The sequence below is a fragment of the Nocardia seriolae NBRC 15557 genome, from assembly GCF_007990715.1.
GTDB lineage: Bacteria > Actinomycetota > Actinomycetes > Mycobacteriales > Mycobacteriaceae > Nocardia > Nocardia seriolae.
Genome location: NZ_BJWY01000012.1, coordinates 83,012 through 100,376, shown reverse-complemented (window position 1 = coordinate 100,376; position 17,365 = coordinate 83,012). Strand labels below are relative to the sequence as shown.

Below are 17,365 nucleotides of genomic sequence, written 5' to 3'. Positions count from 1 at the left end.
GGACACTAGGACCTTTTCGGCCGCCCGCGTCAATGGGTGATAGCGGTAGTGGAACGCCTCCATCACCACCCGATCGGAAGCGTTCGCCAGCTCGGCGATCTCGCGCGCCTCGGCGGCATTCGCGGTGAACGGCTTCTCGCACAGCACGTGCTTGCCGACCGCCAGCGCGGCGCGGATCCAGCGCCCGTGCAGGCCGTTGGGCAGCGGGATGTAGACCGCGTCGAGGTCGGGTGCGGCGACCAGTTCCTCGTAGCCGCCGTACACCCGCTCGATGCCGTGCCTGCGGGCGAACTCCTCGGCCCGCGCCCGATCGCGCGCCGCGACCGCGGCCACCACCACCTCCGGACTGCGCCGGGCCGGTCCGATCAGCGCGTTCGGCGCGATATTCGCCGCGCCGAGGATTCCGATCCGAAGCTGTGCGGTGTCACTCATCTTCCGACCCTAACAGCGTCCGGTCGATTCCGAATGCGCTTGCTTCGCAGCGGATTCCGGTTCGGGTGGCGCGCCGTCCGCACGGGCGGCGGGCTGCGTGCTCAGGCGGCCGGGCGGGCGGCCGGGTCCGGGCGGTGGTGGGCGTCGATCAGCTCGAGCAGGCCCTCGATGGCGGCCAGTGAGGACCACTCATTGCGGCACACCAGTCCGGGATATCGGTCGGACCGTGCGATATACGCGGCGTCGGGCAGTGAAAAGTGAACCTCGACGCCGGACAGGGTGTCGTCCCGGTCGGCGGTGCGCATCTGCTGTGCCTCTCTTCACCAGTTCCATTTCGGAATCTCGATTGAACCCGACCGGTCGCGCGGGACCGCCGGTCTTTACGGTCCTCGTACGCGCCGGACGACAGTTCTTACGGGCTCGCCGCTCGCGCGCTGACCGCCGCGGGCGTCGGCGGCAGGTGCTCGGCGAATGCTGTGTTGTACTCGTGGGATCCGACTCGCAAAGGGAGGCCCGACCGGGATGCTCGAACGAACTCTGCCACTACGACTGGCGGTGGCATGCGCCGTCCCGGTGTTCCTGACCGCCGGGTGCGGCGCGGACTCTCCGCCCAAGGCCGAGGGCGAAGTATCGGCGGCCGAGGTCAAGGCCGTCACCGATACCTTCGAGCGATTCTTCGACAGCTCCATCTCCGTCGACCAGAAAACGGCGCTGCTCGAGAACGGCCAGGCCTTCACCGAAACCCTGGAGCATCAGGCGCATTCGGCCGTCGCGGGCGGCGCGACGGCGAGCGTGTCCGCGGTGGCGGGCGACGGCCCCCAGCGCGCGGCCGTCACCTTCACCATCAAGAAGCACGGAATCCCGCTGCTCCCCAACCGCCACGGCACCGCACTCGAGCTCGGCGGCAGCTGGAAGGTGGCCGCCGCAACCTTCTGCGACCTGCTCCGCATCGAGGGCGGCGTCCCGGCGGCCTGCGATGCGGCGGCCGCCACGGCACCGCAGTCCACCGGCTCGCCCCAGCCCACCGGCTAGCCCCCCGCCACGTCACCGCAGTCCGCCACGCGTCCGCAGTCCACCGCGCCACCACACCTCACTGGCTCGCTGTCGCACCGCGATCCGCTGTGGTGCTTCGGTTCGCCGCGTCGCCACGGACAGCCGCCGCCGCGGCTTACCGGGCCGATCCGCGCGTGAGCGGGCGTCGAAGTGTCGTAGCCGCGCTACGGGTGGGGTTGGTTATCGTGGTCGGATGCTTACGGGGGCTGATGGGGTTGCCGTTCGTGAAGATACGGCCCAGTTGGACGGTCGCGCGGTCGAACCGCGCGTGACCGATCGCATGCTGTTCGTGGGTGGGCTGCTCGCGGTCGTGGCGCTGGGTGGCGCTGGTGTGGCACGTGTATGCGATACCCGTGGGGAATCCGTACTACGGACTGTTCAGCAATGGACTCGACCTCGAGGTCTATCGCGCGGGCGGGCAGGCCGTGCGCGGTGGGACCGGTCTCGACGAGGGGCCGGTCGTGTTCGGGATGGAATTCACCTACACGCCGTTCGCGGCCCTCCTCTTCCTGCCGCTGACGGTGCTCTCCCTGGTCAAGGCCAAAGCGCTGTGGGGGCTGGCGACCATGCTGGCGCTGGTCGCGCTCACCGGGCGCTGCCTGCTCGTCCTGAAATACCGGAACACGGTGCGCACGTGGCTGTTCGCCGCGCTGTTGGCGGTGCTGTGCAGTGTCCTCGAACCGGTCCGCACCACCATCTGGCTCGGGCAGATCAATGTGTTCCTGGTCCTGCTCATCGTCTGGGATCTCACCCGCCCGCCGAGCGCGCGACTGCGCGGGGTGGGAGTCGGCATCGCCGCGGGCATCAAGCTGACGCCCGCGTTCTTTCTCCTCTATCTCGCCTGCACCCGGCAGTGGCGCAGCCTGGGGATCGCGACCGGGGCTTTCGCGGCGACCATCGCGGCCGGTTTCGCGATCGGCCCGCACAATGCCTACTCGTATTGGCGTGGACAGGTCACCGCGGCGGGCCGGGTCGGGGCGGTCGATTCCCCGGGCAATCAGTCCGTCAACGGCTTCCTCGCGCAGCTGCTGCGCTTCCTCGACATCCGCCGCTTCAGCTCGGATGCCTCCGGTATGACCGTCTTCGCGCCGCCGACCTGGATGTGGCTGGCCGTGTTGCTGCCGATCGTCGCGCTCGGCCTGACCGCCGCGACCCTGGCCCACCGGACCGGCCGCGAGTTGCTGGCCATCACCGTGACCGGCATGACCGCCGCGTGCACGTCCCCGTTCTCCTGGGGTCATCATTGGGTGTGGTTCGTGCCCTTGGTGATTCTGGCCTGGCAGCACGCTCGCACCGCCGCGACCCGGTGGGCGTGGCCGGCCCCGGCGGCCGTCGCCCTGATCGCCTTCAGCTGGTGGTGGACCTTCTCCGACCGCCCGCCCATGGAGGGTTCGCCGCACCCGATCGGCATCGGGCTGGTCATGATGCCGCGCCCCGACAACTCGGTGTGGTTCGCCTACTTCACGGTCCCGGCCTACGCGGGCTGCTTCATCGCGGTGCAGGTGGCCACGAGTTGCTACGCGATCCGCCGGTACGGACGCGGACCGGGTACCGCATGAGGGGGCCGCGGGTGTCGCCGGGATACATTTGCCCGGTACGAACTCCTCCTCGAAAGGCTCACCACCATGTCGATTGCCGCTGACAAGGTCGTTTCCATCGAATACACCTTGACCGACGACGACGGCGAGGTCCTGGACACGTCGGTCGGCGACGAGCCGCTCATCTACCTGCACGGGGCGGAGAACATCGTCGACGGCCTGGAACGGGCCCTCGAGGGCAAGAACCCCGGCGACGAGCTCACCGTCGTGGTCGAACCCGAGGACGGCTACGGCGAATACCTGGCCGAGCTGGTCCAGACCGTCGACCGCGACGCCTTCGAGGGCGTCGACGAGCTCGAGGTCGGCATGGAGTTCGAGGCCGAGGCTCCGGACGGCGAATCCCAGATCGTCGTGGTCCGCGACGTCGACGGCGACGCGGTCACCATCGACGCCAACCACCCCCTGGCCGGGCTGCGGCTGACCTTCCAGGTCAAGGTCATCGACATCCGCGACGCCACCGAGGACGAACTGGCCCACGGCCACCCGCACGGCGACGACGACCACGAACACTGAGCCGACCGATCGGGTCTACCCCGAGTAGGCCCAGCCCCGGATCGACTCGACCTCGATCCGGATCAGTGGTCCGGTCGGGGGCGTCGCTCGGTATTGCGGGTACTTCTCGCTCAGCCATGCCAGCGGAGCGTCGAGTTCGGCAGGGGCGGTCAGGATTTCGGCGACGCCGTCCAGGCGCGCCCACCACAGCCGCGTCCAGTCCTCGTCGTAGTGGTCGGCGAGCAGTGAAACCCGGGGATTGGCCGCGATATTGCGCAGGCGGCGCAGGTCCGTCGTCGACTTGGGTTTGTGATCGATGGCGATGACTACGAAAAGCGGTGTGGCGGAGGGGGATACGGCGAAGGTGACGGGCACCAGGTGCGGTTGCCCGGTGGCGTCGGCGGTGGCCAGGCGGGCCACCCGCGCGGCACGGAACCTGGACAGGGCGGTGTCTGCGTCCGATCGCACCGGATAAACGCTAGACCGCCGGTGGCGTGCGGCCACCGGCGGTCCGATCAGCGGGGGTTTCAGCGACGGGTTGCGAATTCCTGCTGCACCTTGCCCGGGTCGGTGATGCCGTTGGCCAGCAAGAGCTGCACCAGCACTCGCGACTTGGCCGGGTTCAGGAAGAGTGACGACGAGGTGCCCAGGTCGTCATCGTTGAGCTCGGCATTGCGGACCGTCTCGCCCGAACCGACGCGGCTGGAACGGACCACGACCACACCGCTCTTGGCCGCCTTCGACAGCGCGTCGACCACCGGCTTGGCGGTATTGCCGTCGCCCACACCCGCGAGCACGATGCCCTTCGCGCCGTGGCCGAGGGCGTCGTTCACCTGATCGGCATTCATCCCGGCGTGCGAGTAGACGATGTCGACGCGGGGGAGCGGGGCGCTGCCGGGCACCGGGAAGTGCGAATGCCGCTGCGGCGCAGCGGGTTGCGCGAAGGTGACCGCCGCCGCGTCCACATAGCCGACAGGGCCGGTATTGGGCGACTTGAAGGTCTGCACGCTGGTGGTATTGGTCTTGGTGACATCCCCGGCGCCGTGAATGGTGTCGTTGAGCACGACCATCGCACCACGGCCGCGGGCGTCGGGGGAGGCCGCGACCTGAACCGCCGAGCGCAGGTTCGCCGGGCCGTCGGCGCTCAACGCGGTGGACGGTCGCATGGAACCGACGAGCACGACGGGCTTGTCGCTGGAGATGACATTGTCGAGGAAGAACGCGGTCTCCTCGATGGTGTCGGTGCCGTGGGTGACCACCGCACCGTCGATCTCGTTCTTGGCGAACAGGTCGTTGATTCGGTTGGCCAGCTTCACCCAGACCTCGTCGTTCATGTCCTGGCTGCCGATATTGGAGATCTGCTCGGCGCTCAGCTTCGCGATCTTGTCGATGCCGGGGACCGCGTCGATCAGATCCCGCGCGGTGGCCTCACCGGCGGTGTAGCCGACCGCGGAATTGGCATTGGCCTTGCCCGCGATGGTGCCGCCGGTGGCCAGAATCGCGATGCGCGGCTGGGTTCCGGGAGCCGGGGCCGGGGCATCGTCGGTCTTGCCGGTGGCGGCCTGCGAGGTGGCGTCCATAGTGGATTCGGCGGAATCGCCGGAGGTACTGCCGCAGCCGGTGACCACGACCGCCGCGCCGACGATCAGACCGGCGAAACGGAGAAGGGATTTTCGCGCCATTGCGATGTCCTTTCGGGTCCTGTCGCGGGCGCGCAGGAGCCTCCCTGATGGATGTTTCCGCCAACCGATGGTTCCCGAAAAGCCATCTAGCAACCCAGAGGCAAATGTCCTGCTATCAAGATCGTAAGGGGCGGTTCAGGGGCGGGCGGCGAGGCCGTCCAGCAGTATCCGAAGGTTGCGCTGCCACTGGTCCGCGGCGGCGGTCAGGCCGATGGTGTGATCGTCGGTGGTCACCCCGGCCAATAGAAAAGCCACGTCCTGCCAGGTGGTGTCGGACCGCATCGAGCCGTTTTCCTGTGCCCGGCCGACCAATTCGCGCAGCCGCTCGCGGATATCGCCGAGGCAGCGCTCGAGATCGCAGCTGCCCGCGCCGCCCAGGGCCTCGTTCACACCGCAGCTTTCTTTTCGCAAACCCACGTAGGCGGAAGCGAATTCGGTGAATCCCCGCCACGGATCCGGATTCCCGAGCGTGCGATCGGCGGCGGCCACGCCTTCGTCGAGCACCTCCTCCAGGACCGCCTGCAACAACGTCTCGAGCGAGGGCACCCGCCGGTAGAAGGTGCCCTTGCCGACGCCCGCGCGCTGCGCGACCTCCTGCGCGGTGACGCGCACCCCCACCTCCGCGACAGCCGAGCGCGCGGCGGTGACCAGCCGTTCGAGATTGCGCCGCGCGTCGGCGCGCGGGGTCGGCTCGGAGTCCCGGGTGAGCAGGCGATCGACGGCGGTCATGCCCAGCACTCTAGCAAAAGTGGACTTTCTGAGTCCGCTTAGCTAGCGTCGAAAACGGACCGCATGGGTCCGCTTAGTGAAGGAGAAGTCATGTCCGACACCATCCGCGTGGGCATCATCGGTGCGAGCCCGGACCGCGGCTGGGCCTCCCGCGCCCACATCCCCGCCCTGCGCGCGCTGCCCGGCTTCGAACTGACCGCGGTCGGCACCAGCCGCCGCGAGAGCGCCGACGAGGCGGCCCGCATCTTCGGCGCGGCGCACGCCTTCACCAGCGCCAGCGAACTCGCCGAGCACCCCGACGTCGACCTGGTCGCCATCACCGTCAAGGTCCCCGCCCACGCCGAACTCATCAGCGCCGCCTTGGCCGCGGGCAAACACGTCTACTCCGAATGGCCGCTCACCCGAACCACTTCCGAGGCCGAGGCCATCGTCGCCGCGGCCGCTTCCGCCCCCGGCCACCACGCTGTCGGCCTCCAGGCCCGCTTCGCCCCGGCGGTGCTTCGCGCCCGCGAGTTGCTTGCCGAAGGCTTTGTGGGCGAACCGGTTTCGGCCACCGTCTACTCTTCGCGCGGCAAGGGAGCGGGCGGTGCGATCCCGCAGTGGGCGGCCTACACCCTCGATCGTGAGAATGCCGCCGGACTACTCGAGGTCGCGGGCGGCCACACCCTCGACCCGCTCCAATTCCTCCTCGGCGAACTCACCGAGCTGTCGGCGGACCTCGCGATCCGCAACACCTTCAACACCGTGGTCGAAACGGGTGAGCGGGTACGCATCACCAGCCCCGACCATCTGCTGCTGACCGCCCGCGCGGCCGGGAACGTCGTGGTGTCGGCCCATCTGCACGACGCCAAACTCACCAATGCCCACACCCGCATCGAAATCTCCGGCACCGACGGCGACCTGGTGCTGGCCAACGACACCGCCTCGGGCGCGCCCGGCCTGCACGCGGGCGGCATCCAGATGAGCGACCTGAACCTGCTCGCCTCCCGAGGTGCGGGCGGCACCTGGCAGGACCTCACCCCCGCCGACCCGGAGCCGATCGCCGGCCTCCCGGTCGAATCCCGCAATGTGGCAAGGCTTTACACCCGCCTGGCCGAAGACATCCGCACCGGCGAGCACACCGTCCCGTCCTTCGAAACCGGCCTGCGCATGCACCGCCTCCTCGACGCCATCCACCGCAGCGCCGAATCCGGCCTCCGTCAACCCATCCCGGCCTGACCGGGATATGCGAAAGCCCCACCCGCCCAGCCGGATGGGGCTTCGATAGCCGCGTAGCTCAGGACACGAACGCGCCCATGGTCGGCAGCCACTCCGCGATGCTCTTGTCCTCGAGCAGGCCCTCGCGGTTGAACGGGTCGTCCTCGAACAGCTTGGTCACCGACTCCAGGTCCTCGGACTTGACCAGGATCAGCGCGCCCGAGCCGTCGGCGTAGGGGCCGCTGGTGAGCACGGTGCCCTCGTCGACGAGGGCGTTCAGCCACGCGCGGTGGGCGGGGCGGTGGATGTCCCGGGCGGGGACGGTGGCGTCGGAGTAGACGTAGTGCACGGCGAAGACGGCCATGGGCGGTTGCTCCCTGATCGAATGTGTTTGTACGGAAGTGTCAGAGCGTCAACAGCATTCGGGTATTCCCGAGCGTGTTGGGCTTGACGTAGGACAGATCCAGGAATTCGGCGACACCGGTGTCGTAGGACCGGCACATCTCGGCGTAGACCTCGGCGGTCACCGGCGTGCCCTCGATCTCCACGAAGCCGTGCCGGGCGAAGAAATCCACCTCGAAGGTCAGCACGAACAGCCGCCGCAGTTCCAGCTCCCGCGCCTCGGCGATGAGCTGCTCGACCAGCAGCCGCCCCGCGCCCGTGCCCTTGATATCCGGATGCACCGCGACCGTGCGCACCTCGCCGAGGTCGGCCCACAGCACGTGCAGCGCGCCGCAGCCCAGAATGACCCCGTCGCGTTCGGCCACCCAGAATTCCTGCACCGCCTCGTACAGCGTCACCAGGTTCTTCGCGAGCAGGATCCGCCCGGCGTAGATGTCGATGAGTCGTTTGATCTCGGGCACATCAGAGGTTCGCGCTCGACGGACGACCGGCGCGATCGCCGCCTGCCCGTCGAGGGAACCACTGTCACTTGCCCGTGTTGTCATGGGGTGCACAGTAGTCGGCCCACCTACCGATAGGCTTGTCGGTGTGTCGCACATCCAGTCCCCCCGCATACCGGCATGGTCCGGAAACCATGGCCGCGTCGACGGCCGGTGGGGGCGCTGGTGACCGTGCAGCCTGACGAGATCGAAGGTCGCTGGGCCGATGCCGGTCCCGCGGCGAGCCCGGGGTTCGTTTCCGCCCCGCGCCCGGAGCCGGTGGTGGAGCCCGCGGCCGTGCCGCTGATGAACATCGCCAATGTGCTGACCGTGCTGCGCATCCTGATCGTGCCGATCTTCCTGCTGGCGTTGTTCGCCGCCGGCGGGCACGAGACCACCTGGCGCTGGATCGCGGCCGCGCTGTTCGGCGTCGCCGCCATCACCGACCGCATCGACGGGCAGCTGGCCCGCAAATACGGCCTGGTCACCGACTTCGGCAAGCTCGCCGACCCGATCGCGGACAAGGCGCTCATCGGTTCCGCGCTGATCGGGCTGTCGATGCTGCACGATCTGCCGTGGTGGATCACCCTGGTCATCGTGGCCCGCGAGCTCGGCATCACCCTGCTGCGGCTGGCCGTGGTCCGGCGCGGCGTGATCCCCGCGGGCCGCGGCGGCAAGCTCAAGACGCTGGTCCAGTCCGTCGCCATTGCCGTGTTGTTGCTGCCGCTTTCCGGCGGATTCGCTTCGGCCGGAATGGACTTGATGTACGTGGCGGTGGTGCTGACGGTGGTCACCGGATTGGATTACGTCGTGCAAGCGGCCCGCCTGTGGTTCGGTTCGCCGGGCGGCAGCCGTGCCGCGTAGGGTCCGGCCCGATATCGAGGCCGCGCTCTCGCGCGTGGCGACCGCGCCGCCCGTCCCGGCCGACCTCGCCACCGAGGTGCCCGCCGCCGAACTGGTCGCGGCCCTGATCGCGGCCGGGCAGACCGTGGCCACCGCGGAATCGCTGACCGCCGGACTGCTCAGCGCCACCATCGCGGGAATTCCGGGCGCGAGCGCGGTGTTGCGGGGTGGACTGATCGTCTACGCCACCGACCTCAAACACTCGCTCGCGGGTGTGAGTGCGGACACGCTGGCCACCGATGGTCCCGTGGCCGCGAGCACCGCCGAACAGCTCGCCGTCGGGGCCCGCCGCCGCTGCGAATCGGACTGGGGCATCGGGCTCACCGGCGTCGCCGGGCCCGAACCGCAGGACGGCCGCCCGGTCGGCACGGTATTCATTGGTATAGCGGGTCCACGGTCCACCGAGGTACTGCGGTTGAAGTTGTCGGGGGACCGGTGGACGATCAGGGTGGGCGCGGTCCGCGCCGCGGTCACCGAACTCGTCCGCTCGGTCAGGGGCGAGTGAGGGAGCCGGGAACGCGCGGCCGACGCCGGACGTTGTCCAGTCAAACGCTGGGTCCGGCGAGACGAGTGTGAGGAGAACGAGATGACGCTGCTGCGAGAAGCGATCGGGGAAAGCCTGCGGCGTGCTCGGGTCGCCCAGAGCCGGACACTGCGTGAGGTCTCCACCTCCGCGCGCGTGAGCCTGGGGTACCTGTCCGAGGTGGAACGGGGTCGCAAGGAGGCCTCCAGCGAACTGCTGGCCGCCATCTGCCAGGCCCTGGATGTGCCGCTGTCGCAGGTGCTTTTCGATGTGAGCGCGGCCATGGCCGACGCCGACAAGGCCACCGCGCTGGCCAACGAGAAGGCCACCGCGAAGCTGGGCACCGGCAAGGTCGCCGCCAAGACCAGGCTTGCGAAGGGCGGCGACGGCGAGATGGTGATGGCCGCCGACGGTACCTTCGGCCCCCGCATTGTGATTCCGGCCCCGAAGTCGGACCGTCTGGTGCTGGTGGCCGCCAAGTGATCAGCTCGGCCGCGCAGAGAGAAGACTGTGCTCTGGGGCCGAAAGGGATAAATTCTCTGTAGGCTTCGTGCCGGAGGCATCGTGCTGTGGACGGAATCTCCGGAACGACCGTTGCACAGTGGAGATAGGGACAACAGGGGTGCGCGACGGTCGCGCACTACTGTCGCGCTAAGGGGCGCGGCACGTCATATGGAGGCGGGATCAATCGATGGCTAATCCGTTCGTGAAGGCCTGGAAGTACCTGATGGCCCTCTTCGACTCGAAGATCGAGGAGCATGCGGATCCGAAGGTTCAGATCCAGCAGGCCATCGAGGAAGCCCAGCGCCAGCATCAGGCCCTGTCGCAGCAGGCCGCGTCGGTGATCGGCAACCAGCGCCAGCTGGAGATGAAGCTGAACCGCCAGCTGGACGAGGTCGAGAAGCTCAATGCCAATGCGCGCCAGGCGGTTATGCTCGCCGACCAGGCCAGCGGCGCGGGTGACACCGAGAAGGCGATCCAGTACACCAATGCCGCAGAGGCTTTCGCCGCGCAGCTGGTGACCGCCGAGCAGTCCGTCGAGGATCTGAAGGTGCTGCACGACCAGTCGCTGCAGGCCGCCGCGCAGGCCAAGAAGGCCGTCGAGCAGAACGCCATGCTGCTGCAGCAGAAGGTCGCCGAGCGCACCAAGCTGCTTTCCCAGCTGGAGCAGGCCAAGATGCAGGAGCAGGTCTCGGCCTCGCTGCAGCAGATGGATTCCACGCTGTCCGCGCCCGGTGCGGTCCCCAGCCTGGACGCGGTACGCGAGAAGATCGAGCGCCGCTACGCCAACGCCCTGGGTGCCGCCGAGCTGGCGGGCAACTCGGTGCAGGGCCGCATGCTCGAGGTCCAGCAGGCCAGCGTCCAGATGGCCGGCCACAACCGCCTCGAGCAGATCCGCGCCTCCATGCGCGGCGACGCCCTCCCCGCCGGTGGCGCCGCCCAGCCGCAGATCCAGCAGGGCCAGCCCGCCCAGCCCGCCGCCCAGCCCAACTTCAACAAGGGCCAGGCCGCCCAGCAGTAACTGCTGCGCGAAAGGTAGTACGACGATGGGGAGATCGCGGGCCGACCACAGTCCCGCCACCTCCCCTGCCCGTTTCCTGCGCAGAACCCGCACCGAAACCCCCGACCACCTCCCGGGCTTCCCTTCCCCCTTCGGCCCGCCCGCTAACCCCCAGCCGCCGGCGCCGATCCCCGAATCAGCCCCGCCTCCAGCATCTTCCGCACCCGCCGACCAGGTGCTTCCGCACGGATACACCGTGCCGACCGCGCCACCTCCGCCGTCATCGGCCTTCGATGTGCAGCACGGGGCACACCAGAGTCTCGGCAACCCTGGATACTCAGGGCCGCAATCGGCCTGTTCCGGTCCGCAATCAGCGCAGCCGTGGACGACGGCGAGTCGGGCTTCCGGTGCCGAGGTGCCTTCCCGGCCGATGGCAGACCCGGGTAACGGGTTGTTTGTCGGTGGCTCGCCGTACGGTGCGGGTATGCAACCTCCGCAGTCGGCGCGGCCCGATCCTCGGGGCGGTGGCGAGACCGCCACATCGAAGGGGCGCGGGAAACGTAAGCGGGGGAAGCGGGAGCGGGCTGCCGAGGCGGTGCGAGAGGTGTTGGCTCCCACCGGGTTCGAGCCCGAGAAGTTGGCGCAGCGACTGCCGGATACCTTGCGCGGGGTGGGGGAGCAGGCGTTGGTGGCCGTGCGGAAGTGGGCCGACCCCCGCGAGCGGGAGTTGCGGAAGCGGCGGCGCGCCAGGCGGCGTAGTTTCCGGCTGGGCACGGCTTCCGGTTTGACGACGGCGGGAACCGTTGGGTTGGTGCTGATTTCGGCGCCGGCGTGGGCGGTGGTCGTGGTCGGCGGCGGCGCGGTAGCCCTGGTCACCGGGACCGCGGTGACAGCCAAGCGCTATTTGGAGATGCGCAGGGAGCCGTTGCCACAAGCGGCGTTCGTGCCGCGCAAGCTGCCGCCGATCCGTTCGGCGGCACGGGCATCCATTGCCCGGCTGGTCCGTGCGGAGCGGGCGCTGCACGGGCTGCACTCGCAGATCGCGCGCTCGGGCAGACTCCCCGAGGACGATCTCAACGACACCCTCGAAACCGCCGCCTCGGGCGCGGCCGCCCTGCACGCGCTGGCACAGGATGTGGTCGCGATGGAGCGGGCCTCGGGTGCGCTGGGCGTGAATTCGCCACTGGGCGAGCACGTCCGAGCCGTTTCGGTTCGCCTGGACGGCGGTGTGATCGAGTACGAGGGCATGGTGGCGGCGGCCGCGCGCGTGCTCGCCGTGCCCGAGTCCGCCGCCGTGGCCGATGACCTCGGCTGGGCCATGGTCAGCCTCCGCGACGCCGCCGACCGCCTCGACGGCTGGGCGCAGGCCCTCACCGATCTCGCCGACCAGCGTTTTCGCGCGAACCCCTGAGCGATCGGGCCGGCGGTCCGGTCCGGGACTCGGGGTGAACCCTGATTCTGTCCCGGATATCGGTGTTGACCTGGTGATTTTCTCAGGCCGACGACGCAGTATGGATGGTGACGGATCGCGTCGACGGCGGTTCGGAGTCTAGGGAGGCATGGAATGTTTTGGAAGATCCTCGGCGTCGTCGTCCTGGTTTGGATCGCGTTCGCGATTCTGGGCGCGCTCATCAAGGCGCTGTTCCCGATCCTGATGGTGACCGCGGTCATCTTCGGCCTGTACGTGCTGTACAAGGCGTTGTCGGGTTCGAAGAACAAGTCGCCGCTCGGCAAGTTCTGACGGCGCGCAAGGCGAGGACCGTTCATCCCGGATAGCCGGGGCGGACGGTCCTTTTCCGTATCATCGCGACATGGCTACTGCTGTCGTTGCCGCCGCATACGGTGGACCGGAAGTTTTGTCGCTCATCGAGATCGAGGTGCCCGAGCCGGGGCCTGGAGAGGTCACCGTCGCGGTGCGCGCGGCCGGGGTGAATCCCTTCGACTACAAGGTTTACAGCGGTGCGTTCGGCACCGATCCGGGCAAGCTGCCGATGCGGCTGGGTCTTGAGGTGTCGGGTGTGGTCACCGCGGTCGGGTCCGATGCGGTGGGCCCCGCCGGCCCGATCGCCGTCGGCGACGAGGTGATCGCGCCGGTGAGCGGGGGTTACGCGACGGCCGTGAACGCGCGGGCCGCGGTGGTCGTGCCCAAACCGGCCGATGTGGAGTGGAAGCAGGCCGCGGGTGTGCTCTCGGTCGGTGGCACCGCGGTGCACCTGCTGACCGCGACCGGCGTCGGCCCGGGGGACACGGTGCTCGTGCACGGGGCCGCGGGCAGTGTGGGCGCGCTGGCCGCGCAACTGGCGGTCGCACGGGGTGCGCGGGTGATCGGTACCGCGTCGGCGAGCCGCCACGAGCGGTTGCGCGCCTACGGGGTGGAGCCGGTCGAATACGGGCCGGGGTTGGCGGATCGCGTGAAGGCCTTGGCGCCCAACGGTATCGATGCCGCCCTCGACACGGTCGGCACCGACGAGGCGGTGGACGTCTCGCTGGAGCTGGTGGCCGACCGCAGCCGGATCGCGTCCATCGTGGCGTTCGGGCGGGCGGCCGCGGACGGGTTCAAGGTGCTCGGCATGGGCCCCGGCGCGGATCCGGGCACCGAGATTCGCGGCAATACCTGGCGGGAGCTGTTGCCGCTGCTGTCGGCGGGCAAGCTGGATCTGGCCATTGCCAAGACGTTTCCGCTAGCCGAGGTTGCTGCCGCGCACGACTTCGTGCGGGACGGGCACGCGGGCGGGAAGGTGATCCTGCTGCCCTGAACCGGGGGCGATCGATTTGGCGAAACGTCCCATATGAGTGACCCGCACGGCATATGTTGTTGCCCACAACATATGCCGTGTGTGCGCGGTCACACCCAGTGACCGCCGCTTACGGTGTCCTTGGAAAGAAGGTCACCCTGATGAGGACGAAAAGCGCGCTCCCGCCGAAGAAGTCCGGACGCCGACGGGGATACGCCGCTGCCGCGCTGGCACTATCCGGTCTGTTGACCCTCACCGCCTGCGGATCCAACTCCAGCAGCGGTTCCTCCTCCTCGAGCGCGCCGTCGGGCGGCGGCGCCAATGGCACGGTCGGGGTCATCCTCCCCGAGACCGCCACCTCGGCCCGCTGGGAAGCCTTCGACAAGCCGCTGCTGAAGAAGGCGCTGAGCGAGGCCGGTTTCGACGCCGACGTGCAGAACGCGCAGGGCGACGTCCAGAAGTTCTCCACCCTCGCCGACGGCATGATCGCCAAGGGCGTGAAGGTGCTGCTCATCGCCTCCATCAACGGCGAGGTCGGCGGCGCGGTCGCGGCCAAGGCCAAGAAGGCCGACATCCCGACCATCGACTACGACCGGCTCAATCTCGGCGGATCCTCGGACTACTACGTGTCTTTCGACAATGTGAAGGTCGGCGCGCTGCAGGGCCAGGGCCTGGCCACCGCGCTCAAGGACAAGCCGGGCGCGCAGGTCGTCGAGATCGAGGGCGCGCCGACCGACAACAACGCGACGCTGTTCCACCAGGGCCAGGAGTCGGTGCTGCAACCCCTCTATGACTCGGGCGCTTTGAAATTGGTGCGCAGCCAGCCCATCGACGACTGGAACAACCAGAAGGGCGGCACCACCTTCGAGCAGATCCTCACCGGCAACGGCGGCAAGGTCGACGGCGTGGTCGCGGCCAACGACGGCCTGGCCGGCGCGGTGATCACGGTGCTGAAGAAGAACGGCCTCAATGGCAAGGTGCCGGTGACCGGTCAGGACGCCACCGTGGACGGGCTCAAGGCGGTGCTGCGCGGCGACCAGTACATGACCGTGTTCAAGCCCATCAAGGACGAGGCCGAGAGCGCCGCGAAACTCGCTGTGGCACTGGCCAAGGGCGACAAGGCCGCCGCGGATGCGCTGGCGGTGGGCGTGAGTCAGGACCCCAAGGGCAAGCGCGACGTGAAATCGGTGCTGCTGCAACCGCAGTTGATCACCAAGTCCGAGGTCAAGCAGGTGGTGGATGCCGGTTTCGTGAAGGCCGCCGACGTCTGCTCCGGTGACGTGAAGTCCGCCTGCGCCGAACTCGGCATTGCCTGAGGAAACAGACATGAGCGAGCCGCTGCTCCAGATAACCGGACTGAACAAGAGTTTCGGGCCGGTGCACGTGCTGCACGACGTGGACCTCACCGTGCCGGCGGGAGAGGTCACCGCACTCGTCGGCGACAATGGCGCGGGCAAATCCACGCTGGTGAAATGTGTTGCCGGAATCCACGCCGCCGACTCCGGCGAAGTGCGCTTCCGGCGTGAACCCGTGCACCTGCGTGGCCCCAAGGACGCGGCGGCGCTCGGCATCGAGGTCGTCTACCAGGACCTGGCCCTGGCCGACAATCTCGACATCGTGGCCAACATGTTCCTCGGCCGGGAGCGCGGCAAGCCGTGGCTGCTGGACGAGGCGAGCATGGAGGAGGCGGCGCGGCGCACCCTGGCCTCGTTGGGGGTGCGCACCGTGAAGTCGGTGCGCACCCCGGTCGCAGCCCTGTCCGGTGGGCAGCGCCAGACCGTGGCGATCGCGAAAGCGGTGCTGTGGAACAGCAATCTGGTGCTGTTGGACGAGCCGACCGCGGCGCTGGGCGTGGCGCAGACCCGGCAGGTGCTGGATCTGGTGCGGTGGCTGGCCGAAAAGGGACTCGGGGTGGTGCTGATCAGCCACAACCTGGCCGATGTGTTCGAGGTCGCGGACCGGATCGCGGTGCTGTACCTGGGCCGGATGGCGGCGCAGGTGCGGACCGCGGATGTCACCACCGGCCAGGTGGTGGAGTTGATCACCGCGGGACGCTCGGGTGATCTCGGGTTGGCGCGGCCCGAAGCGGTGGCGCTGTGAACGAGAGTGGTGGGGCTGTCAACGAGAAAGCCGCTGAGATGACCAATGTTTCGGAATCGGCGGACACCGAGACCGTCATCACCGATTTCGAGATCGACACCACGACGCTGTCCACCCGGGAAGCCCTGCGCGACTACGTGTCCCGGCTCCGGGGCGGTGAAATCGGTTCACTACCGGCGATTCTCGGGTTGATCGCCTTGGTCGTGCTGTTCTCGCTGATGTCGGATGTGTTCTTCTCGCTCAACAACATCGCGAACCTGCTGGCGCAGGGCGCGGGCCAGACCATCATCGCCATCGGAATCGTGTTCGTGCTGCTGATCGGCGAGATCGATCTGTCGGCGGGCACCGCCTCCGGTGTCGCGGCCGCGGTGCTGGCCATGCACTACGTGGACAACGGAAACCTGTTGACCGGCATGGGATCCACGGTGTTCTTCGTGTTCAACGCCATGCTGCTGCTGGCGGCGATCCTCGCGGGACTGCTGCGGATCTGGCCGGGCGTGGCGTTCTCGCTGCTCGGCATGCTGCTGACGGTCCTCGGCCTGCAGGCGAATCCGTGGATCGAGATGCTGCTCGCGGTGTGCGTGGGCGCGGCCATCGGCTCCATCGCCGGGTTCCTGATCGCCAAGATCGGCATGCCGTCGTTCGTGGTGACGCTGGCTCTGTTCCTGGCGTGGCAGGGCGTGATCCTGCAGCTCATCGGCGAGGGCGGGGTGCTGGGGATCAGCTCCTTGCACGTGCTCAACGAGGTGGCCAACGGGAATCTGTCGACGGCGGGCAGTTGGGTGCTGTGTGTGGTGGCGGCGGGCGGGTACGCCGGTGTCACGCTCGGCGGGCACTTCCTGCGCAGGCGAAGGGGATTGGTGACCTCGCCGACTCCGCTGGTGGCGGCGAAGGTTTCGGCGCTGGTCGGGTTCGCGATCGCGGTGACGGCGCTGCTCACCGTCAACCGCTCGCCCAGCAAGCTGATCGTCATCTCCGGTGTGCCGTACGTGGTTCCGATCGTGCTGGTGCTGCTGGTGGCGGGCACCTACGCGCTCACCCGCACCACCTACGGCCGCCACATCTACGCGGTCGGCGGCAATGTCGAGGCCGCGCGGCGCGCGGGCATCAATGTGACCCAGTTGCGGGCAAGCGTTTTCGTCATCAGTTCCTCGTGCGCGGCGGTCGGGGCGATCGTCTACTCGTCGAAGGTCGGCTCGGTCGATCCGCAGGCGGGCGGGCTCAATACCCTGCTGTTCGCGGTGGGCGCGGCGGTGATCGGCGGCACCTCGCTGTTCGGCGGCAGGGGCCGGGTGGCCGACGCGGTGATCGGCGGCGCGGTGCTGGCGGTGGTGTCGAACGGTCTCGGCCTGCTGCGGCAGCCGGCGGCGGTGGTGTCCATCGTGACCGGGCTGGTGCTGCTGCTCGCCGCGACCGTGGACGCGTTGTCGCGCCGCCGCGCGGCGACCGCGGGCCGGTGAGGCCCGGCGGACACCGGCCGGTGCGGCGTGGCGGACACCGGCCGGTGCGGCGTGGCGGGCACCGGCTTTCGGGCCGTGG

General features: G+C 68.8%; 21 protein-coding genes. 14 read left to right on the top strand and 7 right to left on the bottom strand.

Annotated elements, in window-relative coordinates:
* Window positions 1-432, bottom strand: a 432-nt coding sequence (locus NS2_RS06300; RefSeq protein ID WP_083608335.1) for a Gfo/Idh/MocA family protein, incomplete at its 3' end; no start/stop codon positions are given.
* Between the two features lie 101 nt (window positions 433-533).
* Window positions 534-737, bottom strand: coding sequence for a hypothetical protein (locus NS2_RS06295; protein ID WP_033086384.1), 204 nt, complete (start codon window positions 735-737; stop codon window positions 534-536).
* A gap of 217 nt (window positions 738-954) precedes the next feature.
* On the opposite strand from NS2_RS06295, the gene NS2_RS06290 reads away from it, so the two are divergent.
* The 3 genes from NS2_RS06290 to NS2_RS06280 all read left to right on the top strand — a co-directional run bounded on the left by NS2_RS06290 (window position 955) and on the right by NS2_RS06280 (window position 3,596).
* A complete protein-coding gene (locus NS2_RS06290; RefSeq protein WP_052086086.1) occupies window positions 955-1,464 on the top strand; it encodes an MTB12 C-terminal domain-containing protein in 510 nt (169 codons plus the stop codon).
* Between the two features lie 314 nt (window positions 1,465-1,778).
* On the top strand, window positions 1,779-3,044 hold the full coding sequence (locus NS2_RS06285; RefSeq protein ID WP_121556046.1) for a glycosyltransferase 87 family protein: 1,266 nt from the start codon (window positions 1,779-1,781) through the stop codon (window positions 3,042-3,044).
* Window positions 3,045-3,110: 66 nt separating this feature from the next.
* Window positions 3,111-3,596, top strand: a complete 486-nt coding sequence (locus NS2_RS06280; RefSeq protein WP_033086383.1) for an FKBP-type peptidyl-prolyl cis-trans isomerase — start codon at window positions 3,111-3,113, stop codon at window positions 3,594-3,596.
* Window positions 3,597-3,611: 15 nt separating this feature from the next.
* Here NS2_RS06280 and NS2_RS06275 read toward each other — a convergent pair whose 3' ends face one another.
* The 3 genes from NS2_RS06275 to NS2_RS06265 all read right to left on the bottom strand — a co-directional run bounded on the left by NS2_RS06275 (window position 3,612) and on the right by NS2_RS06265 (window position 5,986).
* Window positions 3,612-4,043, bottom strand: coding sequence for a TIGR03668 family PPOX class F420-dependent oxidoreductase (locus NS2_RS06275; RefSeq protein ID WP_033086382.1), 432 nt, complete (start codon window positions 4,041-4,043; stop codon window positions 3,612-3,614).
* Window positions 4,044-4,102: 59 nt separating this feature from the next.
* Window positions 4,103-5,257 carry an asparaginase gene (locus NS2_RS06270; protein WP_033086381.1) on the bottom strand — a complete coding sequence of 385 codons (1,155 nt, stop codon included), beginning with the start codon at window positions 5,255-5,257 and terminating at the stop codon, window positions 4,103-4,105.
* 135 nt (window positions 5,258-5,392) lie between these two features.
* Entirely contained in the window at window positions 5,393-5,986 is a 594-nt protein-coding gene (locus NS2_RS06265) for a TetR/AcrR family transcriptional regulator (protein ID WP_222594863.1), read from the bottom strand.
* A 90-nt stretch (window positions 5,987-6,076) separates the two neighbouring features.
* On the opposite strand from NS2_RS06265, the gene NS2_RS06260 reads away from it, so the two are divergent.
* Window positions 6,077-7,204 (top strand): Gfo/Idh/MocA family protein, encoded by a 1,128-nt coding sequence (locus NS2_RS06260; protein WP_033086380.1) that lies wholly within the window; start codon window positions 6,077-6,079, stop codon window positions 7,202-7,204.
* Between the two features lie 58 nt (window positions 7,205-7,262).
* On the opposite strand, the gene NS2_RS06255 is transcribed toward NS2_RS06260, so the two are convergent.
* Window positions 7,263-7,547, bottom strand: coding sequence for a YciI family protein (locus tag NS2_RS06255; RefSeq protein WP_033086379.1), 285 nt, complete (start codon window positions 7,545-7,547; stop codon window positions 7,263-7,265).
* A gap of 40 nt (window positions 7,548-7,587) precedes the next feature.
* Window positions 7,588-8,130, bottom strand: coding sequence for an amino-acid N-acetyltransferase (locus NS2_RS06250; RefSeq protein WP_045436389.1), 543 nt, complete (start codon window positions 8,128-8,130; stop codon window positions 7,588-7,590).
* 120 nt (window positions 8,131-8,250) lie between these two features.
* Here NS2_RS06250 and pgsA point away from each other — a divergent pair, with 120 nt between their 5' ends.
* The 10 genes from pgsA to NS2_RS06205 all read left to right on the top strand — a co-directional run bounded on the left by pgsA (window position 8,251) and on the right by NS2_RS06205 (window position 17,286).
* Window positions 8,251-8,928 carry a CDP-diacylglycerol--glycerol-3-phosphate 3-phosphatidyltransferase gene (gene pgsA, locus NS2_RS06245; RefSeq protein WP_373456069.1) on the top strand — a complete coding sequence of 226 codons (678 nt, stop codon included), beginning with the start codon at window positions 8,251-8,253 and terminating at the stop codon, window positions 8,926-8,928.
* A 34-nt stretch (window positions 8,929-8,962) separates the two neighbouring features.
* Window positions 8,963-9,472: a CinA family protein gene (locus NS2_RS06240; protein ID WP_172416795.1), complete on the top strand. Its 510-nt coding sequence runs from the start codon at window positions 8,963-8,965 to the stop codon at window positions 9,470-9,472.
* An 81-nt stretch (window positions 9,473-9,553) separates the two neighbouring features.
* On the top strand, window positions 9,554-9,973 hold the full coding sequence (locus tag NS2_RS06235; RefSeq protein WP_033086378.1) for a helix-turn-helix domain-containing protein: 420 nt from the start codon (window positions 9,554-9,556) through the stop codon (window positions 9,971-9,973).
* 208 nt (window positions 9,974-10,181) lie between these two features.
* Window positions 10,182-11,012 carry a phage shock protein PspA gene (pspA, locus tag NS2_RS06230; RefSeq protein ID WP_033086377.1) on the top strand — a complete coding sequence of 277 codons (831 nt, stop codon included), beginning with the start codon at window positions 10,182-10,184 and terminating at the stop codon, window positions 11,010-11,012.
* Window positions 11,013-11,595: 583 nt separating this feature from the next.
* Window positions 11,596-12,402, top strand: a complete 807-nt coding sequence (gene pspM, locus NS2_RS06225; RefSeq protein WP_231992917.1) for a phage shock envelope stress response protein PspM — start codon at window positions 11,596-11,598, stop codon at window positions 12,400-12,402.
* Window positions 12,403-12,555: 153 nt separating this feature from the next.
* On the top strand, window positions 12,556-12,732 hold the full coding sequence (locus NS2_RS35845) for a hypothetical protein (RefSeq protein ID WP_033086376.1): 177 nt from the start codon (window positions 12,556-12,558) through the stop codon (window positions 12,730-12,732).
* A 70-nt stretch (window positions 12,733-12,802) separates the two neighbouring features.
* Window positions 12,803-13,747, top strand: a complete 945-nt coding sequence (locus NS2_RS06220; RefSeq protein WP_033086375.1) for an NADP-dependent oxidoreductase — start codon at window positions 12,803-12,805, stop codon at window positions 13,745-13,747.
* Window positions 13,748-13,887: 140 nt separating this feature from the next.
* Window positions 13,888-15,042, top strand: coding sequence for a sugar ABC transporter substrate-binding protein (locus tag NS2_RS06215; RefSeq protein ID WP_045436433.1), 1,155 nt, complete (start codon window positions 13,888-13,890; stop codon window positions 15,040-15,042).
* Between the two features lie 10 nt (window positions 15,043-15,052).
* The gene (locus NS2_RS06210; protein ID WP_033086374.1) at window positions 15,053-15,826 is read left to right on the top strand and encodes an ATP-binding cassette domain-containing protein; all 774 of its coding nucleotides are present in this window, start codon (window positions 15,053-15,055) and stop codon (window positions 15,824-15,826) included.
* A gap of 38 nt (window positions 15,827-15,864) precedes the next feature.
* Window positions 15,865-17,286, top strand: a complete 1,422-nt coding sequence (locus NS2_RS06205) for a sugar ABC transporter permease (protein ID WP_033086373.1) — start codon at window positions 15,865-15,867, stop codon at window positions 17,284-17,286.
* Window positions 17,287-17,365 lie beyond the last annotated feature (79 nt).